Source organism: Aeromicrobium choanae (assembly GCF_900167475.1).
GTDB lineage: Bacteria > Actinomycetota > Actinomycetes > Propionibacteriales > Nocardioidaceae > Aeromicrobium > Aeromicrobium choanae.
In genome coordinates this window covers 1,342,721-1,366,135 of record NZ_LT796768.1, presented here as the reverse complement: position 1 = coordinate 1,366,135, position 23,415 = coordinate 1,342,721, and the positions used below count along the sequence as shown (strand labels likewise).

Annotated in this window: 23 protein-coding genes; 18 read left to right on the top strand and 5 right to left on the bottom strand. The window is 70.6% G+C overall.

Annotation, left to right across the window (positions count from 1 at the left end; genetic code table 11):
- Window positions 1-82 precede the first annotated feature (82 nt).
- Both B5D60_RS06730 and B5D60_RS06725 read left to right on the top strand, forming a co-directional pair.
- Complete coding sequence (locus B5D60_RS06730) at window positions 83-520, top strand: universal stress protein (RefSeq protein ID WP_078699442.1); 438 nt, start codon at window positions 83-85, stop codon at window positions 518-520.
- A 28-nt stretch (window positions 521-548) separates the two neighbouring features.
- Entirely contained in the window at window positions 549-953 is a 405-nt protein-coding gene (locus B5D60_RS06725; protein WP_078699440.1) for a DUF3151 domain-containing protein, read from the top strand.
- 1 nt (window position 954) lies between these two features.
- Here the strand turns inward: B5D60_RS06725 and B5D60_RS06720 are convergent, their stop codons facing one another.
- Genes B5D60_RS06720 through B5D60_RS06710 form a run of 3 tightly spaced genes read right to left on the bottom strand, consistent with a single transcriptional unit; the run spans window position 955 to window position 4,629 of the window.
- Window positions 955-1,830 carry a diacylglycerol/lipid kinase family protein gene (locus B5D60_RS06720; RefSeq protein WP_172806286.1) on the bottom strand — a complete coding sequence of 292 codons (876 nt, stop codon included), beginning with the start codon at window positions 1,828-1,830 and terminating at the stop codon, window positions 955-957.
- 10 nt (window positions 1,831-1,840) lie between these two features.
- Entirely contained in the window at window positions 1,841-3,241 is a 1,401-nt protein-coding gene (locus tag B5D60_RS06715) for a condensation domain-containing protein (protein ID WP_078699437.1), read from the bottom strand.
- A complete protein-coding gene (locus B5D60_RS06710) occupies window positions 3,238-4,629 on the bottom strand; it encodes a condensation domain-containing protein (protein WP_172806284.1) in 1,392 nt (463 codons plus the stop codon). Before B5D60_RS06710 ends, B5D60_RS06715 begins: the two co-directional genes overlap by 4 nt.
- 260 nt (window positions 4,630-4,889) lie before the next feature.
- Here B5D60_RS06710 and B5D60_RS06705 point away from each other — a divergent pair, with 260 nt between their 5' ends.
- The 13 genes from B5D60_RS06705 to B5D60_RS06645 all read left to right on the top strand — a co-directional run bounded on the left by B5D60_RS06705 (window position 4,890) and on the right by B5D60_RS06645 (window position 17,148).
- On the top strand, window positions 4,890-6,173 hold the full coding sequence (locus B5D60_RS06705) for an adenylosuccinate synthase (protein ID WP_078699435.1): 1,284 nt from the start codon (window positions 4,890-4,892) through the stop codon (window positions 6,171-6,173).
- A gap of 31 nt (window positions 6,174-6,204) precedes the next feature.
- Entirely contained in the window at window positions 6,205-6,735 is a 531-nt protein-coding gene (locus B5D60_RS06700; protein ID WP_078699434.1) for a hypothetical protein, read from the top strand.
- Window positions 6,732-7,688 (top strand): hypothetical protein, encoded by a 957-nt coding sequence (locus tag B5D60_RS06695; protein WP_078699432.1) that lies wholly within the window; start codon window positions 6,732-6,734, stop codon window positions 7,686-7,688. The genes B5D60_RS06700 and B5D60_RS06695 overlap by 4 nt, the downstream gene beginning before the upstream one ends.
- An 8-nt stretch (window positions 7,689-7,696) precedes the next feature.
- Window positions 7,697-8,443, top strand: coding sequence for a hypothetical protein (locus B5D60_RS06690; RefSeq protein ID WP_078699431.1), 747 nt, complete (start codon window positions 7,697-7,699; stop codon window positions 8,441-8,443).
- The gene (locus B5D60_RS06685) at window positions 8,436-8,981 is read left to right on the top strand and encodes a hypothetical protein (RefSeq protein WP_078699430.1); all 546 of its coding nucleotides are present in this window, start codon (window positions 8,436-8,438) and stop codon (window positions 8,979-8,981) included. Before B5D60_RS06690 ends, B5D60_RS06685 begins: the two co-directional genes overlap by 8 nt.
- A gap of 35 nt (window positions 8,982-9,016) precedes the next feature.
- Window positions 9,017-10,261, top strand: coding sequence for a phosphoribosylamine--glycine ligase (gene purD / locus B5D60_RS06680; RefSeq protein ID WP_078699428.1), 1,245 nt, complete (start codon window positions 9,017-9,019; stop codon window positions 10,259-10,261).
- A 101-nt stretch (window positions 10,262-10,362) separates the two neighbouring features.
- Window positions 10,363-11,370, top strand: a complete 1,008-nt coding sequence (locus B5D60_RS06675) for an AsnC family transcriptional regulator (protein WP_172806283.1) — start codon at window positions 10,363-10,365, stop codon at window positions 11,368-11,370.
- Between the two features lie 17 nt (window positions 11,371-11,387).
- The gene (gene purB / locus B5D60_RS06670; protein ID WP_078699426.1) at window positions 11,388-12,809 is read left to right on the top strand and encodes an adenylosuccinate lyase; all 1,422 of its coding nucleotides are present in this window, start codon (window positions 11,388-11,390) and stop codon (window positions 12,807-12,809) included.
- Window positions 12,806-14,743 carry a DUF6077 domain-containing protein gene (locus B5D60_RS06665; protein WP_153302893.1) on the top strand — a complete coding sequence of 646 codons (1,938 nt, stop codon included), beginning with the start codon at window positions 12,806-12,808 and terminating at the stop codon, window positions 14,741-14,743. The genes purB and B5D60_RS06665 overlap by 4 nt, the downstream gene beginning before the upstream one ends.
- A 42-nt stretch (window positions 14,744-14,785) precedes the next feature.
- Window positions 14,786-15,538: a glycosyltransferase family 2 protein gene (locus B5D60_RS06660; protein ID WP_231948985.1), complete on the top strand. Its 753-nt coding sequence runs from the start codon at window positions 14,786-14,788 to the stop codon at window positions 15,536-15,538.
- Window positions 15,535-15,897 (top strand): DUF2304 domain-containing protein, encoded by a 363-nt coding sequence (locus B5D60_RS06655; protein ID WP_078699424.1) that lies wholly within the window; start codon window positions 15,535-15,537, stop codon window positions 15,895-15,897. The genes B5D60_RS06660 and B5D60_RS06655 overlap by 4 nt, the downstream gene beginning before the upstream one ends.
- The gene (locus B5D60_RS06650) at window positions 15,897-16,286 is read left to right on the top strand and encodes a GtrA family protein (RefSeq protein ID WP_078699422.1); all 390 of its coding nucleotides are present in this window, start codon (window positions 15,897-15,899) and stop codon (window positions 16,284-16,286) included. The genes B5D60_RS06655 and B5D60_RS06650 overlap by 1 nt, the downstream gene beginning before the upstream one ends.
- A 28-nt stretch (window positions 16,287-16,314) precedes the next feature.
- Window positions 16,315-17,148 carry a class I SAM-dependent methyltransferase gene (locus B5D60_RS06645; protein ID WP_172806282.1) on the top strand — a complete coding sequence of 278 codons (834 nt, stop codon included), beginning with the start codon at window positions 16,315-16,317 and terminating at the stop codon, window positions 17,146-17,148.
- A 2-nt stretch (window positions 17,149-17,150) separates the two neighbouring features.
- On the opposite strand, the gene B5D60_RS06640 is transcribed toward B5D60_RS06645, so the two are convergent.
- Window positions 17,151-17,672 carry a maltokinase N-terminal cap-like domain-containing protein gene (locus B5D60_RS06640; RefSeq protein ID WP_197684419.1) on the bottom strand — a complete coding sequence of 174 codons (522 nt, stop codon included), beginning with the start codon at window positions 17,670-17,672 and terminating at the stop codon, window positions 17,151-17,153.
- A gap of 31 nt (window positions 17,673-17,703) precedes the next feature.
- Entirely contained in the window at window positions 17,704-18,873 is a 1,170-nt protein-coding gene (locus B5D60_RS06635; RefSeq protein WP_078699418.1) for an MFS transporter, read from the bottom strand.
- A 71-nt stretch (window positions 18,874-18,944) separates the two neighbouring features.
- Between B5D60_RS06635 and B5D60_RS06630 the strand changes: the two genes are divergently transcribed.
- The 3 genes from B5D60_RS06630 (at window position 18,945) to B5D60_RS06620 (ending at window position 23,406) form a co-directional block, all read left to right on the top strand.
- Window positions 18,945-19,805 carry a phosphoribosylaminoimidazolesuccinocarboxamide synthase gene (locus tag B5D60_RS06630; protein ID WP_078699417.1) on the top strand — a complete coding sequence of 287 codons (861 nt, stop codon included), beginning with the start codon at window positions 18,945-18,947 and terminating at the stop codon, window positions 19,803-19,805.
- Window positions 19,806-19,889: 84 nt separating this feature from the next.
- Window positions 19,890-21,452 (top strand): long-chain-fatty-acid--CoA ligase, encoded by a 1,563-nt coding sequence (locus B5D60_RS06625; protein WP_078699416.1) that lies wholly within the window; start codon window positions 19,890-19,892, stop codon window positions 21,450-21,452.
- A gap of 127 nt (window positions 21,453-21,579) precedes the next feature.
- Window positions 21,580-23,406 carry a class I SAM-dependent methyltransferase gene (locus tag B5D60_RS06620; protein WP_172806281.1) on the top strand — a complete coding sequence of 609 codons (1,827 nt, stop codon included), beginning with the start codon at window positions 21,580-21,582 and terminating at the stop codon, window positions 23,404-23,406.
- Window positions 23,407-23,415: the final 9 nt, after the last annotated feature.

Genomic DNA, 23,415 nt, shown 5'->3' with positions numbered 1-23,415 from the left:
AGCCGGGCTGTCACCCCCGGCGGCCCACTAGGATCCGAAGTGGCATCCGGGCGTCCGAGCCCGGCGTGATGAAGGGGAAACCATGGCGAAGATCGTCCTCACCGGCGTCGACAACACCGAGCCCGCGGCCGCCGCGGCGCGCAAGGCGGCCGAGCTCGCCGCCGGGATGGGCGCCCGCCTGCACGTGCTCTCGGCGTACGGGAGCTTCGAGGCCGAGCGGATCGACGTCGGCTCCGAGGAGCTGCTGATCACGAGCGAGCAGGCGGCCCAGGGCGTCGCGAGCGACGTCTTCGCCGGGATCCGCCGGGAGTTCCCCGAGCTCGAGGTCACGTACGGCGCCGCCGAGGGCAATCCCGCCGACGCGCTGGTCCGTGCGGCCGAGGAGCTCGACGTCGACGTCATCGTCGTGGGCAACAAGCGCGTGCAGGGCCTGGCCCGCATCCTGGGCAGCATCGCCCGCGACGTGGCCGCGCACGCACCGTGCGACGTCTACATCGCGCACACGCACCAGCGCTCCTGATGGGGTCGCCCGTCTAGGCTGGCTCACCATGACCAACCTTCTGGGAGAACCGCCCGAGACCCTGCTGCCCGAAGACCCGGGAGCGGCCCTGCTGGCCGAGGGAGCGTCCCCCGAGGAGGTCGCCGAGCGTCACCCCGACTCGGTGGCCGCGTGGGCTCGCCTGGCCGATGCCGCGCTCGCCGAGGATCGGCAGCTCGAGGGCTACGCGTTCGCGCGCACGGCCTACCACCGCTCCCTGGACTCGCTGCGCCGCAACGGCTGGCGCGGGCACGGCCCGGTGCCGTGGTCGCACGAGGCCAACCGCGGCTTCCTGCACGCCCTCGCCGTCCTGGCCACGGCCAGCGAGCGGCTCGGCGACGTCGAGGAGGCGCACCGCTGCCGCGAGTTCCTGCGCGAGTCGAGCCGCGAGGGCTACGACGCGCTCGTCGGCTGACTCAGTCCGGCAGGCGCATCGCGAGGCCGCCGGCGAGCAGCTCCCACCCGTGCTCCGTGCGCGGGTCGGACAGCTCGCCGTCGGTCGTGCAGCGCACGGGCTCGCCCTCCACCCGCACTGACTGCGCGCGCGTGTAGTGCACGAAGTCGGCACCCGGGTGGGTCCCGCGGCGCAGGTGCAGGGCGTACGCGATCCGCTGGGGCAGCCGAGCCGCGAACGCGACCGCCACGTCCATCGCCCCGTCGTCGACCACCGCGTGCGGCAGCAGCTCGCCGCCGCCGCCGACGAAGCGCCCGTTGCCGACGGCGACCTGGGCCACGCGACCACTGAGCGTGCGGTCGTCGATCGTCACGTGCACGTCGGCGCTGCGGCTGAACAGGGTGGAGATCGCCCCGAGCACGTAGGCGATCGGGCCCAGCGCCGGCTTGACGGGCTCGGCCCGCGCGGCGGCCTCGGCGCCGATGCCCACGTGCGCCGCGTTCACCACGACGCGTCCCGTGGAGTCCAGGATCAGGTCGATCGGCCGGACCGAGCCGTTCGCCAGGTCGTGGGCGGCCACCACGGGATCGGTGGAGAGGTCGAGGGTGCGGGCGAAGTCGTTGCCCGTGCCGAGGGGGACGAGCCCCACCGGGGTGCCCGGCAGCCGGTCGGCGTCGTGCAGCGCCTGGACGACCGCGTGGAGGCTGCCGTCCCCGCCCATGGAGATCACCAGATCCACGTCGGGGTGCTTCGCCAGGGCCGCGGCGAGGTCGTCGGGGTCATCGGTCGCCACGTGCTCGACGTCGGCGACCTCGCGCAGGGCCGAGAGTGCCCGGGCGATGACCTCCTCGTCGGAGGTGCCCGCATTCGCGTTGCTGACCGCCAGCCAGGAGTTCACCCCTACGACGTTAGCGGGTGAGCGCACCTCGCAGGACGTCCGAGGCGTACGTGAAGAACGCGTTGACGTTCTCGATGGCCGTGGGCGTCTGCGGGACGCTGCACATCACGTAGAGCTCGGTGGGGGTGCGATTGATCCAGACGTTCACGTTGTCGTCGTACCCCTGGCCGGTCGTCCCGTGGAACCGGTCCTGGGCCCACTTCTCCTGGCCGGGGATCATGCGGCCGTCGAGGTAGGACACGATCGCCGGCCGGTGGGTGTCCTCGAGCGAGAAGCCGAAGACCTCCTGGACGACCTCCATGACCCGCAGCGCCGGCACCGGCTCGCAGACGCGGGCCTCGCGGAACTTCTGGCGCACGCCGCGGGCGACCTCGAAGAGCGTGTCCTCGGGCCCCACCGGGATGTGGATGGGCAGGACGTTGATCATCCAGCCCATCGTCACGAGCGTCTCGGGGGTGTCGCGCGTGGCGACGGGATTGAAGAAGCGGTAGGCGCTCCTGCCGGCCAGGTCACGCGCGGCCAGCGCGAACGCTGCGTAGATCACCGACGGGAACGTGGCCTCCTCCTGCTTGGCGATGGCCTCGAGCCGGTCGCACTCCTCGGCGGTGAGGATGTCGTAGTCCATGGGGATCAGCCAGAACCGCTCGCCCTCGGCGATGCCGAGGTCCATGGGGAATCCGTCCTGCGCGACCACGCCGTCCATCGCGTAGTCGGCCCAGAACTGCATGGACGGGTGGTCGATGTCGTACTGCTGCGCGTCGGCGCGCTCCTCCTGCGCGTACGTCATGTAGCCCTTCACGGCAGGCATCTCGACCGGCTCGGAGCCGATCTCGTTGGTGTACAGCTGTGAGAGCTCCATGTAGCCCAGCAGGACGCTGAAGCCGTCGCCGTAGCAGTGGTCGAAGCCGCAGAAGATCGTGGAACGGTCCTCGCCCGAGACGCCCGCGATCGCGTACCCGAAGTTGTCGATCGGGTCGACGGCGTCGCTGAAGTGCTTGAGCAGGACGTTGTTGACCTCCGGTCCGGCGTGCGAGCCGAGCGGCGTGACGCCGAGCGTCAGCTCCTCGGGGGCGATCGCATGGCGCGTCATCTCGCCGTCGGGGTCGTCGGGGTTGTCGCGGAAGGTGCCCCACATGACCTCGTGCCGGCGGACCCACGCGGTGGCCGCGCGGTGCAGGGCGTCGACGTCGAGGGGTCCGGGCACGTCGAAGCACAGGCCGAGCCAGTTGGCGTCGGCGGAACCGACCCGCTCCATCGCCCGGCGCAGCCGCAGGTGCTGGTCCTGCATGTAGGAGGGCCGGTGCTCGTTCGCGGGCGCGGCCGCCAGTGCGGCGTAGGCCTCCTCGGACGGGCGGAGCAGGAACACGTCGCCGTCGATCGTGTCGAGCTCTTCGATGCGGGTCATCCTCATGCCAGTGCCTCCGTCGGATCGTTGACCTCACGCGTGACCGCCACCATCTGGTCCCGCATCCGGTTCATCACGCGGTCGAGCCATTCGATGCAGGGCGGGGTGTCGGGGGTGCGGTGGACCAGCTCGGTGCCGTACGGCATCGAGTTGACCCACAGGTGCATCTCGTCGCTGGGCTCGACCTCGCCCAGGAAGACGGTCGAGTCCATCTCCTCCCAGCCCTCGCGACCGGGGCAGTGGCGCGAGTCCAGGAACGACACGACCGCCGCGGGGCGCATCGTGGTGCCGAGCAGCTGGTTGGCCAGCGGCAGCGGGATCGTCTCGGCGGTCCGGGCGAACTGCCACGCTTCGGCCGTGCGCCGAGCGAGCTCGGTGAGGGGGAGGTCGCGCCCCATCTCGACCGTCATCGGCACGACACCGGAGAACCAGCCGATCGCCTGGTGCCACTCCTGCCGGTGGCGGTTGTGCGTCGACATGAGCACGGTGAGGCGATCCTCGGCCTCCTCGGCGACCATGGCGCGCAGCAGCACTGCCGTGAAGGCCAGCGCCGGCGGGACGTCGTTCTGCTCGCACCACCGGTGGAAGGCCCTGCTCAGCCGGGGACCGGCGAAGGTCGGGTAGCGCATCCGGTGCTGGAGCTGGTCGCCTCGGCGGACGCCCGTGCCCCGGGGCAGGCCCGGCAGGTTGCCGGTGGGGTCGGCGGCGCGCCGCCACGGCTCGAGGGCGGGGCTGTCGACCGTGATGGCGTCCTGGATCGAGCGCTGCTCGACGGCGAAGTCCACGTAGCTGCCCACGGGGGTCGGCAGCGGCGCGTGGTTCAGCTCGGACTCGAGGTGCAGCTTGAGCTCGCCCATCGTGAGGTAGGCGCTGTAGCCGTCGAAGGTCACGTGGTCGAAGGCGGCGAAGACGGTGATGTCGCCGTTCTCGTCGGTGACGGTGAGCACCGTGGCGGCAGGCCATGACAGCGGCCCGGTGAGGTCGTCCAGCTCGGCCATGACCGCGTCGAACGCCTCGCCCGGATCGGCGAAGTGCCCCACGTGGCGCGGCTGGAAGCCGATCAGCTCGGCGTCGACGATGCGACGCTCGTAGCTGCCGTCGTCGCGGCGGACGAACATGCACCGCAGGCTCTCGTGGCGGGCGCAGAACCGGCGCAGCGTGCCGGCAAGGGAGACGAAGTCGGCGCCGTGCAGCGTGGCACGCAGGCCGATCCACGGGTTGACCTCGTCGTCGACGTGGCGCGGGAGGCTCGCGATGTCGAGGCGGCGCTGCTGGTCGGGGGTGACGGGCCGCGGGTCCGGGGGAGCGGTCGCGAAGGCGCGCAGTGTCGAGGAGCGGGGCACCCACAGGTGGATGTCTCCCGCCGGGACGAGAGTCAGGCGATGGGGATGCAAGGGAGTCCTCCTTCGAGTGCCGTTGGGCCCGGGGGGAGTCCCACTGCAACTCACCGTTACACGAGCAGTTACAGGAAGGCTACTGCAGGATTCCGTGACGTCCATCACTCAGAGCGAACTCGTGCGGATGTCTCATTTGGGCGGCCCCAGTGGCCCCATCGGTCGCGGGCCCGTGGCCCCCTGACGCCGACTTCTCGGTAGGATCGACGAGTACGAGCCCCCGTAGCGGGGCTTTCCGTCTGGTGGAGGGGTGGCATCGCATGCCCGCAGTCGTGATCGTCGGAGCCCAGTGGGGTGACGAGGGCAAGGGCAAGGCGACCGACCTGCTGGGCAGCCGCGTCGACTACGTCGTGAAGTTCAACGGCGGCAACAACGCCGGCCACACCGTCGTCATCGGCGACGAGAAGTACGCCCTGCACCTGCTCCCGAGCGGCATCCTCACGCCGGGCTGCGTGCCGGTGATCGGCAACGGCGTCGTGATCGACCTCGACGTGCTCTTCCAGGAGATCGACGGCCTGAACGCGCGCGGGATCGACACCTCCCGACTGCTCGTCAGCGCCAACGCGCACATCATCGCCGACTACAACCGCACGCTGGACAAGGTCAACGAGCGCTTCCTCGGCAGCCGCAAGATCGGCACCACGGGCCGCGGCATCGGACCGACCTACGCGGACAAGATGAACCGCCTCGGCATCCGCGTCCAGGACCTCTTCGACGAGAAGATCCTGCGCGCCAAGGTGGAGGCCGCGCTCGACCTCAAGAACCAGATCCTCACCAAGGTCTACAACCGTCGCGCGGTGGCGGCCGAGGAGATCGTGGAGTCCCTGCTCGGCCACGTCGAGCGCCTGCGGCCGTTCGTCGCCGACACCGCGCTCGTGCTGCACGACGCCCTGCGCGAGGACAAGACGGTGCTGCTCGAGGCCGGCCAGGCCACGCTGCTCGACGTCGACCACGGCACGTACCCGTTCGTCACCAGCTCGTCGGCCACCACCGGCGGCGCGTGCACGGGCTCGGGCATCGCGCCCACCGAGATCACCCGCGTGATCGGCATCGTGAAGGCCTACGCCACCCGCGTCGGCGAGGGCCCGTTCCCCACCGAGCTGTTCGACGCCGACGGCGACCGCCTGCGCGAGAACGGCGGCGAGTTCGGCACCACCACGGGCCGCCCGCGCCGCTGCGGCTGGTACGACGCGCCCGCGGCCCGCTACGCCTCGCGCATCAACGGCGTCACGGACTTCGTGATGACCAAGCTCGACGTCCTGACCGGGTTCGAGCAGATCCCGGTGTGCGTCGCGTACGACGTCGACGGCGAGCGCGTCGACGAGATGCCGATGACCCAGACCGGCTTCCACCACGCGAAGCCGATCTACGAGTACTTCCCGGGCTGGTCCGAGGACATCAGCGGCGCCCGGGAGCTCTCCGACCTGCCCGCGAACGCGCAGTCGTACGTGCGCGAGATCGAGGCGATCAGCGGATCGCGGATCAGCGCCGTCGGCGTCGGTCCCGACCGCGAGGAGACGGTCGTCCTGCACGACCTGCTCTGACCTGAACACCAGGCACATACGGGGGACACGTGTGAACGAGGAGAAGCGGTTCGAGTGGCGGGCGTTCCGCCGGGCCCGGTGGGGTCCGCTGCGCGTCGTGGTGCGCGACGGCCTGATCGAGGCCAAGGTCGGCGACGCGGTCGTCGAGCTCGACGTGACGGACCGACGTCCCGCGGCCGAGCGCGAGGCGAACCAGTGGCGCAGCGTCTTCGACGACGGCGTCCCGGTGAGCCTCAACGGCACGCGCGTCGCCACGGTGACCACGAAGCAGGGGAGCCCCGGCGGCCTGGTCCGGCGCAAGCGGCACACCATCACCGGCGAGGCCGGCTTCGTCCTGCCCGGGATGGAGTACACCGGTCGCTCCCTGCCCGACCTGGTCACGTTGCGCTGCGACGCCGGCGTCCTCGTGGCGTCGCGCCGGTGGGCGTCGCCGATCAACGTGGCGGTGACCGAGTGGTCGATCGTCCGTGAGTACGACCTCATCGCGCCGCGCGTGACGAAGCTCGCCCGGCCCGAGCACATCGCCCTGTGGGCTGCACTGAAGGAGAGTCAGCGCTCATGACCGTGGAGATGGACTACGACCAGCTGACGCTCTCGGCCACGCGCGCCGAGGAGCTCGCCAGCAAGATCCGCACGAACGCCGCCTCGGCGAGGTCGGCGAGCCCCGTGGCGCTGCCGAGCCTGGAGAACATCGAGGCCAAGGCCACGTTCCTGGACGACGCCGCCGAGAAGCTCAACGGCCTCGCCGACATCGCCCTGCTGCTCGACGAGTCGGGCGAGGGCAAGGTGTCGATGTCGCTCGGCGCGATCAACGACACCCTCAACGACCTGCTGGGGGAGTACCTCGGCGCCGAGTTCGGCAACATCTTCGGCAACGACGACGACTTCCCGCTGATCTCGATCGCCGCGGCGCTGGGCAAGATGAAGAAGATGGCCACGGGCGTCGCGCCGATCTTCCAGACCGGCCTCGTCGGCCGCCAGATGCTCACCCGCATGGCCAACGCGGGCGGACGCACCGGCGAGTGGGCCCGCTGGATGCTGTCCGGCGGCGGTCGGCACGCAGCGCCGCCCACAGGGCTGCTCAACAAGCTGCCGAAGTGGGCCGGTCCGGGTACCCGGTTCCCCACCGCGGGCTGGGCCGATCCGCTCGCGCGCAACCCCGGCGGACTGGGCCTCATGCGCGGCCTGGGCATCGCCGGCGGTGTCTACAGCACCGCCGTCGGGGTCAACAACCTCATCCAGCAGGGCAACCCGATCGACGCCTTCGAGCGCGAGGGCGCGGGCTACGTCGCCGACGTCGCCGAGACCGCCTTCAGCGCCTCCACCACGGCGTTCCTGATCGCGCCGAACCCGGTCACCGGTGCCATCGCCGTGACCACCGGGCTGGTCTGGGCCGGGGCCGAGGTCGTCGACCACTGGGACGAGATCAGCGAGACGGCCTCGAATGCCTGGGACACCGTCACCGACGGCGACACGTGGTCCGACGTCGGCGACAAGCTCACCTTCTGGGACTGATCCACGACATGAACGACACCCCTGCGAACGCTGGAGCCACCGTGCCGAAACTCGACGAGACCTTCCTGCAGCTGACCGTCGGCTACGACGACCTGATCAAGCTCGCCGAGGTCCATGCGGGCCGGATCAGCCCGGCCGACGCGCCCACGCGCCTGCGCCAGGAGGGACTCGTGACCTCCACCGGCGTCCATCCCACGGCCGCCAGCCTCGTGGAGGTCGCGGTCGGCCCGGCGCGCAGCATCGTCGTCGAGCGCTTCGACGGCGCCACCCTCAAGCCCTTGTTCATCGGCTGGATGCCCGACGGCCGGGCCACCACCAGCACGCCCGACGCCGAGGGCGCCGTCGTCGTGACGGCCACCGAGCTCGGCCTGCTGCGCGACCAGCTGCGCCAGTGGCTGGCGATCTTCGACCGCGAGGTCGTCGCCGACCGCGCCACGGTCGGCACGAACACCACCGTCATCGACGCGGCCATGACGCTCGACGGCGTCGACCCGAGCGGCGACCCGGCGCTCGATCCCATCCTCGAGGGCTGGCGCCTGGCCTGGCGGGCCACGGGCAACTGGGCCGAGCGCGACGTCGACGCCTCCGTCACCGTCGTCGACGCGGGCGCCCAGGGCTGGTACCTCGTCGAGCACGCGCCCCGCACCCGCGACGAGGAGGTCGAGGTCTCGCTCGTCCCGCTCACGCTCGAGGAGGTCGTCGCCGCGCTGGGCGACGTCGTCACGGGCCGCAGGTCCCAGGTGGCCGATGACTGACGTCCTCCCGCCCTCCGATCTAGTCTCGCGGCAGCAGGCGGCGCGCTTCACCCGCCTCATGCGGGTCCTGGAGCGGCAGCACCGGCGCCCCGAGGCGATGGCGGGCTTCTTCGCGGCCATCGGGGCCCACGGCGTCGTCGCGGCGCTGGCCACGATCGCGTTCGGACCGCTCCGCGAGGACCTCACCGACTGGGACCGGCTTCCCGACCTGCTGCGCGACGGGCTGCACGCGGCCGCGTCGTGGCCCGAGTTCGACGCCGAGGGATTCGGTGCCGACCTCGCCGAGCTGCTGCGCGAGGACGACGAGGACCGTCGCGGCACCGTCTCGGCGGTCACCTCGTTCCTGCTCGCGTCGGGCCGCTACGACGAGCGGCTGCTGGCCGGCTGGACCCGCGCCTTCGACGAGCTCACCCTCCCGTCCGAGCAGCCCCTCACGTGGGCCTCGTTCCTGACCGGCACCGACGGGCCGCGCCCGTGGGACGGCCTCGTGGCCCTGGCCCGCGAGGTCGCGGCCGGCTCCGCCGACGCCCCGTCGTGATCGGTGCCGGCGCCGGGCGCCGCTAGGCTCGACGGGTGAAGGTTCTCGTCATCGGCACCGGCGGCCGCGAGCACGCCCTGTCCCTGGCCCTCTCCCGTGACTCGCAGGTCACCGAGGTCCACGCCGCCCCGGGCAACCCGGGCATGGCGGCCGTCGCCACGCTGCACCCCGTCGACCCACTCGACGGCGCGGCCGTGGCCGACCTCGCCACGCGGATCGGCGCCGACCTGGTCGTCGTCGGCCCCGAGGCGCCTCTGGTGGCCGGCGTGGCCGATGCCGTCCGCGAGGTCGGCATCGCCTCCTTCGGCCCCACCGCCGAGGCGGCCCAGCTCGAGGGCTCGAAGGCGTTCGCGAAGCAGGTCATGGCCGCCGCCGACGTCCCCACCGCGATGGCGCGCGTGTGCGAGACCCCCGAGCAGGTGGCCGATGCGCTCGACACCTTCGGCCCGCCCTACGTCGTCAAGGACGACGCGCTCGCCGCGGGCAAGGGCGTCGTCGTCACCGAGGACCGGCAGGCAGCGTACGACCACGGCGTCTCCTGCGCACGCGTCGTGATCGAGGAGTTCCTCGACGGCCCGGAGGTCTCGCTGTTCGCGATCACCGACGGCTCGACGGTGCTGCCGCTGCAGCCGGCCCAGGACTTCAAGCGGGCCCTCGACGGCGACGCAGGACCCAACACGGGTGGCATGGGTGCGTACACCCCGCTGGCGTGGGCGCCCGAGAACCTCGTCAGTGACGTGACCCAGCGCGTCCTGCTGCCCACCGTCAAGGAGATGGCCGCGCGCGGCACCCCGTTCCAGGGCCTGCTCTACGCGGGCCTGGCCCTCACGAGCCGCGGCACCCGGGTGGTGGAGTTCAACGCCCGGTTCGGCGACCCCGAGACCCAGGCCCTGCTGTCGCTGCTCAAGACCCCCTTGTCGGCGCTGCTGCACGGCGCGGCGACGGGCACGCTGGCGCAGGTCGGCCTGCCGCAGTGGCACGAGGGCTCGGCCGTCACCGTGGTCGTCGCCTCGGAGCACTACCCGGAGTCGCCGGTCACCGGCGACCGGATCGAGGGCGTCGACGAGGCCGACGCGCTCGAGGGCGTCGACGTGATCCACGCGGGGACGAAGATCGACGAGGACGGCAACCTCGTCACCGCGGGTGGACGCGTCCTGTCGGTCACCGCGGTGGGCGCCGACCTGGACGAGGCGCGCCGCCGCGCGTATGCCGGGGTCGACCTCGTCCGGATCCGTGGAGCCCACCACCGGCGTGACATCGCGGCGAATCTCCCGGAATGACAGGCGGCGTGATTTGGTCCGTTCCGTCAGCGTGATGTTGGCCATGGCGCCGATCCGCCAGTCAGATGCGGTCTGAAGCCGTCAACCCGTATCCTGCTTCCATGTACGCGTCGTGGCAGGCCCTTCCCGAGTTGCCCGAGATCGACCTCGCCCTGGTTCATGCCCTCCAGGTGGCGCCGCGCGCGCCCTGGAGCGCGATCGGTCGCACGATCGGGGTCGACCCGGCCACGGCGGCGCGCCGCTGGGACCGCCTGGTCGCTGACCGGCTGGCCTGGTTCGTGGTCCGCCCGAGCGCCGAGCAGCTGGCCGCCGACCGCGACGCCGTCGTCCTGAAGCTGAAGGTCCGCCCCGGCTCGGAGGTGCGCATCGCCGAGCGGATCGCCGTCGAGGAGGAGGTCTACTCGGTCGACCTGGTGGCCGGCGAGGACGACATCGCCGTCGTGCTGGTCGGTCGCGGCCTGGGTGCGATGCGTGAGCGCATCGACGCACTCGTGGACTCCGACCCCGACGTCTTCATGACGCGCGTCTTCTTCATCGCCGCGGTCCATCGCGAGGATGCGCAGTGGCGCCTCGGAGCACTGACGCACGATCAGGAGCTCGCGCTCGACCGGCGCGCGGACGGCCCCGTGACCGCTCCCGACGACGAGGTCCTCCAGCAGCTCACCGAGGCCCTGATCGAGGATCCGCGGATGAGCGTCGCGGACATCGCGCGTCGCCTCGACCGGCCCGAGCCGACGGCGCGCCGCCTGCTCGACCGGGCTCTGCGCTCCCGCGCGATCCGCCTCGGCTGCGACGTGGTCGCCTCGGCCGGCGGCGCCGGGCGCGCCGTGATGCTCGAGGCCCGCGCCGACGACCCGCGGGCCGTCGGCTCCGTGATCAGCGAGTACCCGTGCGTCGTGCGCTGTGCCGCGGTGGTCGCTCCGGCCAACCTCGCGATCGTCGTGCGGTTCAACGCCCTCGGCGACGTGTTCGACTTCGAAGCCGCCGCCAGCGAGCAGGTGCCGGGGTGGCACGTGGCCGATCGGGCCACGGTGGTCCGCAGCGTGAAGCGTCAGGGGCGCGTCCTGGACGACGACGGCCGCGTCCTGCTCTCGGGCGCCGCAGGCTGAACTGCGACAATGGGCGGGTGACCACTCCGAACGTCCTCGCCTCCCGTTACGCGTCCGCCGAGCTGGCACGCATCTGGTCGCCCGAGCACAAGATCGTGCTCGAGCGGCAGCTGTGGATCGCGGTCCTGAAGGCCCAGCGCGACCTCGGCGTCGAGACCCCCGACGGCGTCATCGAGGCGCACGAGGCGGTCATCGACCAGGTCGACCTCGAGTCGATCGCCGCTCGCGAGCGCGTGACCCGCCACGACGTGAAGGCGCGGATCGAGGAGTTCGCCGCCCTCGCCGGCAGCGAGCACATCCACAAGGGCATGACCTCGCGCGACCTCACCGAGAACGTCGAGCAGCTGCAGGTCCGCGCCTCGCTGGCGCTGGTCCGCGACCGTGCCGTCGCCGCGCTGGCGCGACTGGGCCGCCTCGCCGGCGAGCACGCCGAGCTGGTCATGGCCGGACGCAGCCACAACGTCGCCGCGCAGGCCACCACCCTGGGCAAGCGCTTCGCGACCACGGCCGACGAGCTGCTGGTCGGCATCGAGCGCATCGAGCAGCTGATCGCCCGGTACCCGCTGCGCGGGATCAAGGGCCCCGTCGGCACCGGCCAGGACATGCTCGACCTCCTCGGCGGCGACGAGGCGAAGCTGGCCGACCTCGAGCAGCGCGTCGCGGCCCACCTGGGCTTCGAGCGCACGCTCACCAGCGTCGGCCAGGTCTACCCGCGGTCGCTCGACTTCGACGCCGTCAGCGCGCTGGTGCAGCTGGTCGCCGCGCCGTCGAGCCTGGCGCTCACGGTGCGCCTCATGGCGGGCAACGAGCTCGTCACCGAGGGCTTCAAGCCGGGCCAGGTCGGCTCGTCGGCGATGCCCCACAAGATGAACACCCGCTCGTGCGAGCGCGTCAACGGCCTCGCGGTGGTGCTGCGCGGCTACGCGTCGATGGTGGGCGAGCTCTCGGGCGACCAGTGGAACGAGGGCGACGTGTCGTGCTCGGTCGTGCGCCGGGTGGCGCTCCCGGACGCGTTCTACGCCGCCGACGGACTGTTCGAGACGTTCCTGACCGTGCTGGACGAGTTCGGCGTCTTCCCGGCGGTGGTCCAGCGCGAGCTCGACCGCTACCTGCCGTTCCTGGCCACCACGAAGGTGCTCATGGCCGCGGTGCGTCACGGCGTCGGGCGCGAGACCGCCCACGAGGCCATCAAGGAGCACGCCGTCGCGGTCGCGCTCGAGATGCGCGAGCAGGGCACCGCCGACAACGACCTCCTCGACCGGCTGGCCGCGGACGATCGCCTCGGCCTCACCGCCGACGACCTCCAGCGCCTCGTGGCCGAGCCGCTCGCCTTCACGGGCGCCGCCGTCTCCCAGGTCTCCGCCGTGCTGTCGCAGGTCGAGGCCGTCCTGCAGCGCCATCCCGAGGCCGCCGCGTACGCCCCGGACGCGATCCTTTGAGCACCCCCGGACCCCGCTGGCCGTCGGCCGTCGACGGAGCGTGTGACGGTCTGCTGGTCGCCTTCGCAGGATGGACGATCTACTACCAGGCGGCCATGGCGGCGCAGTGGTCGATGCTGTGGAGCGGGTGGCCGTGGATCATCGTGGCGGCCGCCCTGGCCGTCGTGGGCGCGCGGTTGGGGCAGCGCAAGCCATCACGTGACGTGGAGGTGTCGCTTCGCCGGGCCGGCTCGATGCCCCTGTGGGTGCCGTTGGCCGGACTCGTGGCTGTGTCTGTCCTCGCTCTCGGACGGGAACGTTGGGACATCTGGCCTGTCGCTGTCGGGGTGATCCTGCTGGTGGGGGTCCAACTGGTCCCCTGGACGCGCGGTCGGCCCCCGGCCGAGGTGGCGACCTCCGTCGACGTGCCCGGAACCGTCTCCCACCTCCTCGCGCTGTCGATGAGTCTCGGGCTGGCCGTCCTGGCCCTGTTCCTGCTGCGGCCCGACGCCGACGACACGTTCTATGTCAACCGGGCGACCTGGGTCGCCACGCACGGTACGGCCTCCCGGATGGACACGATGTTCAGTCCCGGCGTGCTGGAGCCCGCGTATGCCGGCGGCATCCCAATGCCGTCGATCGAGGCCCTCCAAGGTGTCCTGGCGCACGCGCTCGGGCTGCAGGCGCCCACGTTGTGCTACCTCGTCGCCGGACCGGCCTTGGCGTGGTTGGTGGGATGGACGACCTGGCGCCTCCTGCGGGCCTGGGCACCCCGACGGGCCGGTCTGGCGCTCCTCGTGGCGCTGATCTTCCTGCTGGCGAGCGCGGACAGCATCGTAGGGAACTACTCGCTCGGACGCATCTGGCAGGGCAAGGCGACCGCGTACGCGATCCTGCTGCCGCTCGTGTGGCTGTTCATGACGCGCGTCGCGCGAGGACGAGGTCGCCGCTGTGACCTGGTGCTGCTCTTCGTGGCAGGCGTCGCGTTCGTCGGGCTCACCACGACGTCGTCACTCCTCGCGCCGGTGGTGGGGGGCGCAGGCCTGGGCGCCGCACTGCTGCTGCGGTCACCGCACCTGGCGAAGGGTGCGGCGTGCTTCCTCGCGGGGCCGGTCGTCGCCGGACTAGTTCAGATGTTGGGTCCGGCCGCGATCGGCGGCGGAGGCGACAATGCGATGATCGCTCCTTTGGGTGCGTTCACCATCGCGTTCGGTCCCCACCTCGCGATGACGCTGCTCGCGCTGGCCGCGCTCGTGCTCGCGCCTCGGATCATCACGGGCTCGGCCGCGGTGCTGATCGGCAGTGGCGTCGTCGTGTCGATGGTCGCACTCCTGCCCGGCGTTTTCGAGCTCGCCGACACCGTGACGGGCGCGGGCGCGGTCGCCTGGCGTCTTGTGATCGGCCTACCCCTCTGGGTCATGGTGGGCCTCCTGGTCACCTGGGCGCCGACCGGCAGCTCCAAGGCGCTCGTCGCCGCCGTGGTGGCCACCGTGCTCGCAGTCCCACTCGTCCAAGGACGATGGTTGTGGGACGCCGCGGGAGCGTCCCTGACCTCGGGACCGACGTGGAAGGTCGACCAGGACGCGTTGGCGGACGTGCGGGCACTGAGACGGCTCGAGGTCCCACGGGGATTGTGGCAGCTTCCTCCGACGCAGATGGAGGTCTTGGCGATCTCAACGGTCGACGTGCAGGCCGCGACCCCACGCGCGTACTACCTTCCGACGTTGCAGGTCCCTGACGCGGAGGTGGGCGACCGGGTGCGCCTGATGCGCCTGGAGGTGGGCCAGCCCGTTACGGTCACGGAGGTGCGCACCGCCCTCGAGCGACTGAACGTGGCGGTGGCGTGTGTCTCGTCGGGCAACGCGATGGCTCGCCGAACGTTGAGCCGGGCGGTCGGGTACGAACTCGAGCCGGTCGGCGGCATGCACTGCCACGTCGGACGCGCTGACGCCTGAGACGATTCGTCTAGTGCGGCCGTGCGCGCCTAGAATGCCGGGGTGCTGCCGACCTCCGACGAATCCCCGCGCACGCTGGTCGTGATCCCGGCGTGGAACGAGCAGGAGACGGTGGCGGCGACCATAGCCGAGCTGTTCCGCTCCCAGCCCCACGTCGACGTCCTCGTTGTCGATGACGGATCGGGGGACGCCACCGCTCGTGTCGCGCATCAGGCGGGGGCGAAGGTCTGCCAGCTGCCCTACAACCTCGGCGTGGGCGGCGCGATGCGTGCGGGCTACCGGTACGCGCTGCGTCATGACTATGACGTGGTGGCGCAGCTCGACGCAGACGGCCAGCACGATCCTGAGTACCTGCCCCAGTTGATCGCTGGCCTGGCCGATGCCGACGTCGTCGTGGGCGCCCGCTTCGCCGGGGTGGGCGCCTACAAGGTGGGACTCTTCCGCGGGCTGGCAATGCGCTTGCTCGCGACGACGCTGAGTCGTCTGGCGGGGACGCGACTGACCGACGTCACCAGCGGCTTCCGCGTGGTAGATCGGCGCGCGCTGGCCGTGTTCGCCGCTCACTACCCGGCCGAGTACCTCGGGGACACCGTCGAGTCGCTCGTCATCGCACTGCGCAGCGGCTGTCGGGTCGTCCAGGTCCCGGTCGCCATGCGAAGCCGCGCCGGGGGACGGCCCAGCCAGACCAGCCTGAAGGCGATCGTCTACCTGGCGCGTGCCGTCGTGGCACTCGGGCTGGCCTTGGTCCGGCGGTGGCCGGCCACCATGGAGACCCAGCCGAAGGAGATCGCATGAATGCAGTGCTCGCACTCGGCCTGATCGGTTCGCTGGCCATGTTCGTCTTCGTGTTCGAGCTGCTGCGTCGACGTCATCTGCGCGAAAAGTACGCGATCTTGTGGATCACGGTCGCCCTCGCATCGTTGATGCTCACCTTCTTCCCGGGAACGCTCACCTGGCTCTCGGGCCTGTTGGGTGTCGAGGTTCCGTCCAACCTCCTGTTCTTCCTCGCGCTGATGCTGTTGCTGCTGACCAGCATCCAGCACAGCTTCGAGGTCGGAAGGCTGGAGGAGAAGACGCGCACGCTGGCCGAGGAGACGGCGCTGTTGAGGCTCGCCCTGGACGAGCGTGAAGACCGCGATCGACCTCAACACTGATGTCGTCGTCTGCCGCGAGGTACCTCGTCGTCGGGCTTTTGAGCTACCTGATCGATGTCGGCATCCTCGCAGCGGCGTGGCACCTACTCGACCTGCCGCTGTGGCTGGCGACCAGTCTCGGATTCTGGACGAGCTTTGTCGCGAACTTCCTGCTGAGCCGGCACTGGACCTTCGAGTCGTCCCGCCAGCCATCGGGGGGACAACTGGCCCGCTACGTCAGTCTGGTCGCGGTCAACTACGTGGTGACTCTCGTGGCCGTCACTGTCCTGCACGAGGCCGGTCTCAAGGTGATCGTGGCCCGCACCGTGGTCCTCGCCCTGCTGACGGCGACGACATATCTGCTCTATCGTCGTTGGGTGTTCACCGACCGCACCCATGATCATGACTGAGCCCATCTGCGCCGTCTGCTCGACTCCCATGCACCAGCAGTGGGACGACTGGTGCTTCCGCTGCGCTACGTGTGGGACGTGGGCGTCGACCCTCCCGGTCCTCATCAACTCCGACGCCGCCCACCGGGCTCTCGACGAGGACCTGCGGGACATCGGGCTCGCGACGCTCCGGCGCCAGAACCTGGCCATCGTCGTTCAACAGCTCGTCGACTCGGGTGTCAGCCCGCCCGCCCGTTTGTTGGATGTCGGATCGGCGCATGGGTGGTTCCTCAGAGCCGCCTCCGAGCGCGGCTTCGATGCGGAGGGCGTCGAGCCCGACGAGGCGGTCGCCGCGCGCTCCGATGCGGGCCGGGTACGGGTGGGCTTCTTCCCGGGAGCCCTCGCGGAGGACGAGCAATTCGACGCCATCACCTACAACGACGTCCTGGAGCACCTTCCGGACGTCGACGCCATGGTGGCGGCTTCGGTCCGGCACCTCCGTCCGGGGGGCCTACTTTCGATCAACATTCCCGACAGCGGCGGGATGATCTTCTGGGTCGCGCGAGTGCTGCGACGCATCGGGATGAGATCGGCCTTCGACCGCCTGTGGCAGGTGGGCCTGCCCTCTCCTCACCTCTGGTACTTCGACCGCCGAGGACTGGTCAGACTGGGAGAGCGCCACGGCTTGGAGCCGGTCTACTCGGGATCGCTCGACAGCGTGAGCCGGGTCGGGTTGTGGCAGCGAGTGCATTCCGACCGGCGACCGTCGGTGACGAGCGTCGCGGGCTTCGCGCTGGCGTGGCTTGCCGCGCCGATCCTCAACGCCGGCCGGGCGAGCGACATCATGCACGTCGTGTTCAGGCGCCGGCACGACGCTGCCTGACCTCAGGCGAGCCAGGCCAGCACGACGGGGCCGGCGTGCTCAGCCCAGGTGGCGGTGAGGAGGCCGGTGGCCTCCGCGGGTGCGTGGGCGTCGACGACCCGGGCCACGTGGAGCGTGCCGTCGCCCGAGCCGCTGCCGTGCACCGACGCGGTGAACGAGCGACGGGAGATGGGGGTGCCGTCGGGTGTCAGCATCGTGACCTCGCCGCGGCCCTCGCGGATCACGGCGGTCGTCTCGGCGACGTAGACCGGGTCGGTCGCGCCGTCGTAGACCCAACGGCGACCCAGCGCCGAGTGGTCCATCTCGCCGACGAGGTCACCGCCCTCGAGCGGTGCAGAGCGGTAGGTCAGCGGAACGTGGACGACCGTGTCATCGACCGGCAGCAGGAACCCCTCGATCCCCACCTCGCCCTCGGGATCGTCGAAGCGGAAGTTGGCCTGGAAAGCGGGAACCGGCGCACCGGCAGGCCACCACGGCTGGCGCGGCAGCCACGCCTCCAGCAGCTCGGCCTTGGTCGGATTCAACTCGGATCCCGGATGCACGACGCCCATGGCGTCATCGTGCCACGGGTTGCAGCCGGGCGGCGGCCAGTGCGGCGGCGACGATCGACAGCAGCGCGGCGCCGACGATGGGCGCCACGTCGTTGAACCCGTAGAGCCCCGCGCCGAGGACGGGACCGGCCACGTAGGTGAGGCCCACGGTCGCCGAGAGCTGGCCCGCGACGGCGGCGTGCTCGCTCGGCTCGACCGCGAGGGTGGCACCGGCGTTGTAGCCCGGGACCGCGAGCCCCAGCCCCGCCGCCACGACGACCATCGCCGGCAGCAGGGTGGCCGTGCTCGAGGCGTACACGGCCCCCGTGTAGCCGACCGCCGCGACGAGGCTGCCGACCACGATCAGCGCGCGTGGACCGCCCGGCACCCGCGGTGCCACGAACGCCTGCGTCACCGCGAAGCCGATGCCGATCAGCACGCCGGCGACGGCGACGACCTGCGCCGTGGCGGTGTCCGACAGCCCGAGCCGGTCCTGCACGAGGAAGCCCAGGATGATCTCCACGAGCGCCAGGCCGAGGAACAGGGCGCCGCCGGCCAGCAGGAACGGCAGCACGCGCGGATCGCGGAACCCGAGGCGCTCGCGCTCCGGTCGCTCCTGCCGCTCGGGGACCGGCAGGAGCCAGACGGCGACCAGGGTGGCGCCGACCAGCACCGGCGCGAGGTACACCGGCAGCAGCAGCCCGCCGATCGCCGCGAGGCCGCCGAGGGCGGGCCCGACGACCAGCGAGATGCCCTGCACCGCGCCGAACGCGCCCATCGCCTTCGTGCGCTCGATCGCGCCCTGGCTCGTGGAGGCGAGGTAGGTCAGCGCCGCCACCGGGACGGCCGCGAAGCCCAGCCCGTAGAGCACGCCGCGCGTCAGCGCGAACGCACCGAGCACGACCCAGCGGGGCAGCTCCTCCCGCGCGGCGAACTCGGTCATCACGGCGAAGCCGACGGCACCGACGGTGGCGATCAGCAGCCCGCGGACGAGCACGGCGTGCACGCCGATCCGGTCGACCTCGCGACCCCACCAGGGCCCGGCGACCACGAGCATCGCCGCCGACAGCGTCATGACGGCACCGAGGTCGACCTCTCCGAGGCCGACGAGCCGTGTGACGGGCGCCAGGACGGGGACGAGCATCCCCTGCGCGCTGTAGACGACGAGGGCCGACACCAGGAGCGTCGTGGTCATGGTCCGGGTCGATGGCACCGGCACAGCCTGCCACGGAAACGCCCTGCTGGGCAGGCCACTAGCCTGATCCCATGCCGCTGGAGATCCCCGGAGCCACCCACCTGCACTCGGGCAAGGTGCGCGACCTGTACACGTACGGCGACCACCTGCTGATGGTCGCCTCCGACCGGGTGAGCGCGTACGACTTCATCCTCGAGCCGGGGATCCCCGACAAGGGCGAGATCCTCACCCGGATGAGCCTGTGGTGGTTCGACCAGCTGGCCGACCTCGTGCCGCACCACGTCGTCAGCACCGACGTGCCCGCCGAGGTGGCGGGGCGCGCGCTGGTCGTTGAGCGGCTGGACATGTTCCCGGTCGAGTGCGTCGCCCGCGGCTACCTCACCGGCTCGGGACTGATCGACTACCGCGAGACGGGCGCCGTGTGCGGCATCCCGCTGCCCGACGGACTCGTCGACGGCTCGCGCCTGGACGCGCCGATCTTCACGCCCGCCACGAAGGCCGACCTCGGCGAGCACGACGAGAACGTCTCCTTCGAGGCGATCGTGGAGACCGTCGGCGTCGAGATGGCCGAGCGCCTGCGCGACCTCACGCTCGCGGTCTACGGCCGCGCCGAGGAGATCGCCCGCGAGCGGGGGATCATCCTGGCCGACACGAAGCTCGAGTTCGGTGCCCGCCCCGACGGCACCATCGTCCTGGCCGACGAGGTGCTCACGCCCGACTCGTCGCGCTTCTGGCCCGCCGACCGGTACGTGCCCGGCCAGGCCCAGCCCAGCTACGACAAGCAGTTCGTCCGCGACTGGCTGACCTCGGCCGAGTCGGGATGGGACCGCGCCTCCGACACGCCCCCGCCGCGCCTGCCCGACGAGATCGTCGAGCGCACCCGCGAGCGGTACATCGAGGCCTACGAGAGGCTCACCGGCCTGACCTGGTGAGGGATGGGCAGGGTGTTCGCACCCTGCCGGCCCTCGATTACAGTGTCGATGTAACTGAGGACACACCCCCCGAAAGAAGGCACCGTGACCAACCTCGCCGCCATCCTCGACGACACGACCGCGAAGTACCCGGAGCGCACCGCCATCGTCTTCGGCGACACGCGCCTGAGCTACGCGCAGGTCAACGGTGCCGCCAACCAGGTCGCGAACCTGCTGGTCTCGCGGGGGATCAAGCCCGGCGACAAGGTCGCGATCTCGATCCCGAACCTGCCGTACTTCACGATCGTCTACTTCGGCATCCTCAAGGCCGGCGCGACGGTCGTCCCGCTGAACGTGCTGCTGTCCGAGCGTGAGGTCGCCTACCACCTCGACGACTCCGACGCCGTGGCCTTCTTCGCGTTCGAGGGCACCCCCGACCTGCCGATCGGCGACCGCGCCTGGGCCGGCTTCAACCAGGTCGAGGGCTGCAAGGAGTTCTTCCTCATCAAGCTCGACTCGGCCGCGCCCGAGCCCATGGAGGCGCCGGAGTTCTACGGCCCGCTCGTGGCGCAGCAGTCGCCCGAGTTCACCACGGTCGAGCGCGACGACGACGACACCGCGGTCATCCTCTACACGTCGGGCACCACGGGCCAGCCCAAGGGCGCCGAGCTGATGCACCGCAACCTGCGGGCCAACGCCGGCCTCGGCCCGTCGCTGTTCGGCGCCGACGAGAGCGACCCCGACACCTACCTCGCCGTGCTGCCGCTGTTCCACATCTTCGGCCAGAGCGTCATCCAGAACACCGCGATCCTGTTCGGCGGCACGATCGTCTACCTGCCGCGCTTCGAGCCCGACGCCGCGCTGGCGCTGCTGCTCAAGGAGAAGATCACCTTCTTCGCCGGCGTCCCGACGATGTACTGGGGCCTGCTGCAGGCCCTGGCGCAGTCCGACGGCGGCGTCGACGTCGAGGCGATCGCGGCGACCCTGCGCGTCGCCGCGTCCGGTGGCGCGGCGCTGCCCGTCGACATCCACCGCCAGTTCGAGGAGAAGTTCGGCATCGTCATCCAGGAGGGCTACGGCCTGTCCGAGACGTCGCCGGTCGCCTCGTTCGGTGTCCGTGGCGAGCCCGTCCGCGTCGGCTCGATCGGCCGGGCCGTCGAGGGCGTCGAGCTCAAGCTCATCAACGACGACTGGTCCGACCTGGCCCACGACCCCGAGGCGATCGGCGAGATCGCCATCAAGGGCCACGGCATCATGAAGGGCTACTACAACCGCCCCGCCGCCACCGCCGAGGCGATCCACGGCGAGTGGTTCCGCACGGGCGACCTCGCGCGCAAGGACGACGACGACTACTTCTACATCGTCGACCGCAGCAAGGACATGATCATCCGCGGCGGCTACAACGTGTACCCGCGCGAGCTGGAGGAGGTGCTGATGACGCACCCGGCGGTGTCGCTGGTCGCCGTCATCGGCGTCCCGCACGAGTCGCACGGCGAGGAGATCAAGGCGGTCGTGGTCAAGAACGCCGACGACGCCACCACCGAGGCCGAGCTGCGCGAGTGGGCCAAGGGCGAGTTCGCGCAGTACAAGTACCCGCGCATCGTGGAGTTCCGCGACTCGCTGCCGATGACCGCGACGGGCAAGATCCTCAAGCGCGAGATCGACTGATCGCACGGCCGGGCCGCTCCGGGGCTCGGCGGCCCTATCCCTTCGATCGAGAGCAGAGTTGATGACGTCACCGGTACCCACCACGCCACTGCGCGGTGGACAGCACGAAGTCCGAGACGGGGTCCGCATGCTGCGGGCTGATTCCGACATCCCGTACCGGGATGGTGCGGAGAACCGCCTGTTGGACATCGTCCGTCAGAGCACCGACATCAGCTCGGACAGCGCGGAGATGCTGGCTGAGGCCTCGGGTTGGGCACAGCAATATCACACGCACCCCGCTCGGGCGAACATCTTGAGGTCCGTCGATATCCCGGCCACCGCGAAAGTCCTGGAGATCGGTTCGGGGTGTGGACCCTTGACGCGTTATCTGGGAGAGGTTGCCTCGCTAGTCGATGCCGTCGAGCCGGTGCCGATGAGGGCGCGCGTCGGGCGCGAGCGCACTCGGGATCAACCGCACGTGGAGGTGTTCGCGGGCACGCTCGAGGACGTCCCGACTGAACCCGCCTATGACGTCGTTGTGGTCGTCGGCGTGCTGGAGTACGTGGCAGACGGCGCGGCCGACCCAGCCGCCTACGTCGCGTTTCTCGAGGGATGTCGGGCGCGATTGGTTCCCGGTGGTCAGTTGGTCGTGGCCATCGAGAACAAGCTCGGCGTCAAGTATCTGACCGGCGCGGGCGAGGACCACAGCGGGCGGATCTTCGACTCGCTGGAGGACTACCCTCGCGGGACGCCTGCACGGACCTTCAGCCTCCAAGGACTGTCGGAGCTGATCTCCGCGGCGGGACTCTTCCCCCGTGTCTACTCGGTGTTCCCGGACTACAAGCACACGCGGACCGTGTTCGACCCAGTGGCGATGTCTGTGAAGGTGCCATCGCTGATCGAGGATCTCCCTTCATTTCCCAGCCGGTTCGCGGGTACCCGGTCCTTGCCGCTGGCGAGCGAGAGAAGACTGTGGCGCGAACTCGTCCGCGACGGGGTCGCAGCTCACTTTCCCAATTCGTTCCTCATCATCGCCACCGCCACTGATGCCGACGCGACGTTGTGGCCCGAGGATCGCTTGGCCGTGTACTTCTCCATCGACCGGCGCCGCGAGTACACCGCGACGAGCATCGTGCATGCGACTCCGGATGGGGTCAAGATCGAACGCACCTACGCCGACGTGCCGGGGCCGATGATCTCGCGAGGGATGACGACGTGGGACTACGCGAGCGGGACGAGCTTCCTCGAGGTGTTTCTTCGGTCCGACGAAGCCGAGCGGCGGGCGATGTTACGCCAGTGGGTGTCGCTCGTGGACGCTTACATGAATGCCAACCATGTGGCTCCCCTGGACTTGATCCCGACCAACCTCATCGTCGCTGACGACGGGGAGCTGACATTCATCGATGACGAGTTCCACGCTGACGCCCCAATCGAGCAGGTGGTGGATCGCGGGCTGTTCTGGATGGCGCACACGGTGATGAAGGACACCGCGCCAGAGCTCTGGGCTCCAGCCACCACCATCGGCGACGTCTTCCGGCAACTGGCGAGCCTGCTCGACATCACCATGGATGCGACGCGAGTCTCTCGGTTCCTGGAGGATGAAGCAGCCTTTCAGGCCGCGGTAACGGTTCGCCATCTCGGACCCAGGGCGACCCACGAGGCTCGTGACGCACTCGTCGTTCTGCACGACCGGAGCGTGTGGGCGTCACCTCTGGGTCGTCGCCTGCACCACGACCACGACAACGCTGTGTCCGAGCGAGACCGCCTATTGAAGGCTGCCTCGGTCATGTCGGCCAAGCTCGATGCACTCAGGCAGCGGGCCCGTGCGCGCAAGGACGCTCTCGTGGCCGAGCGGCAGAAGGTGGCGAGACTGCGTCAGAAACTGAGTCAGACTCGCGCCGAGCTCCTGAGCGTGCAGTCCTCCCGTGCGTTTCGTGCCGCACGGAGGATCAGGCGGACGTTCCGCATCAAGTGAGCGCCGCCC

Excerpts from the sequence above, each read along its gene's own strand:
- B5D60_RS06635 (WP_078699418.1), bottom strand. The coding sequence starts at position 18,873 with ATGACCACGACGCTCCTGGTGTCGGCCCTCGTCGTCTACAGCGCGCAG.
- B5D60_RS06690 (WP_078699431.1), top strand. The coding sequence starts at position 7,697 with ATGAACGACACCCCTGCGAACGCTGGAGCCACCGTGCCGAAACTCGAC.
- B5D60_RS06675 (WP_172806283.1), top strand. The coding sequence starts at position 10,363 with ATGTACGCGTCGTGGCAGGCCCTTCCCGAGTTGCCCGAGATCGACCTC.
- B5D60_RS06630 (WP_078699417.1), top strand. The coding sequence starts at position 18,945 with ATGCCGCTGGAGATCCCCGGAGCCACCCACCTGCACTCGGGCAAGGTG.
- B5D60_RS06685 (WP_078699430.1), top strand. The coding sequence starts at position 8,436 with ATGACTGACGTCCTCCCGCCCTCCGATCTAGTCTCGCGGCAGCAGGCG.
- B5D60_RS06655 (WP_078699424.1), top strand. The coding sequence starts at position 15,535 with ATGAATGCAGTGCTCGCACTCGGCCTGATCGGTTCGCTGGCCATGTTC.
- B5D60_RS06705 (WP_078699435.1), top strand. The coding sequence starts at position 4,890 with ATGCCCGCAGTCGTGATCGTCGGAGCCCAGTGGGGTGACGAGGGCAAG.
- B5D60_RS06645 (WP_172806282.1), top strand. The coding sequence starts at position 16,315 with ATGCACCAGCAGTGGGACGACTGGTGCTTCCGCTGCGCTACGTGTGGG.
- B5D60_RS06695 (WP_078699432.1), top strand. The coding sequence starts at position 6,732 with ATGACCGTGGAGATGGACTACGACCAGCTGACGCTCTCGGCCACGCGC.
- B5D60_RS06620 (WP_172806281.1), top strand. The coding sequence starts at position 21,580 with ATGCTGCGGGCTGATTCCGACATCCCGTACCGGGATGGTGCGGAGAAC.
- B5D60_RS06715 (WP_078699437.1), bottom strand. The coding sequence starts at position 3,241 with ATGAGGATGACCCGCATCGAAGAGCTCGACACGATCGACGGCGACGTG.
- B5D60_RS06725 (WP_078699440.1), top strand. The coding sequence starts at position 549 with ATGACCAACCTTCTGGGAGAACCGCCCGAGACCCTGCTGCCCGAAGAC.
- B5D60_RS06650 (WP_078699422.1), top strand. The coding sequence starts at position 15,897 with ATGTCGTCGTCTGCCGCGAGGTACCTCGTCGTCGGGCTTTTGAGCTAC.
- B5D60_RS06730 (WP_078699442.1), top strand. The coding sequence starts at position 83 with ATGGCGAAGATCGTCCTCACCGGCGTCGACAACACCGAGCCCGCGGCC.